This window comes from Neisseria sp. P0001.S007, assembly GCF_051963655.1.
In the GTDB taxonomy this organism is placed as follows: domain Bacteria; phylum Pseudomonadota; class Gammaproteobacteria; order Burkholderiales; family Neisseriaceae; genus Neisseria; species Neisseria subflava_A.
The window spans coordinates 1-262 of sequence record NZ_JBQCUB010000048.1 but is presented as its reverse complement, the minus strand read 5'-3'; the positions used below and the strand labels follow the sequence as shown (position 1 = coordinate 262).

The 262-nt window shown below is 50.8% G+C and carries 1 protein-coding gene; it reads right to left on the bottom strand.

The features are described 5' to 3' along the window. Nucleotides 1-262, bottom strand: a 262-nt coding sequence (locus ACTHRE_RS11155; RefSeq protein ID WP_440345284.1) for a transposase, incomplete at both ends; no start/stop codon positions are given.

Genomic DNA, 262 nt, shown 5'->3' with positions numbered 1-262 from the left:
GTCGTAGCCTTTGTCGGCATAGACGGTCGTACCTTCGGCTATCCCTTCCAGCAAAGGCAACATGTGGTTGCACTCATGGGTATTGGCGGGGGTAATGTGCAGTTTCTCGATATAGCCTTCCGCATCGGTACGGGTCTGTTGTTTGTAACCGAGTTTGTAGAGGCCGTGTTTCTTTATCCAACGGGCATCGCTGTCTTTACTCGGTGTGGTTTGGACGCTGACTTGTCCTTTGTTATCGACTTCTATAGCCTGACGCTGTTTG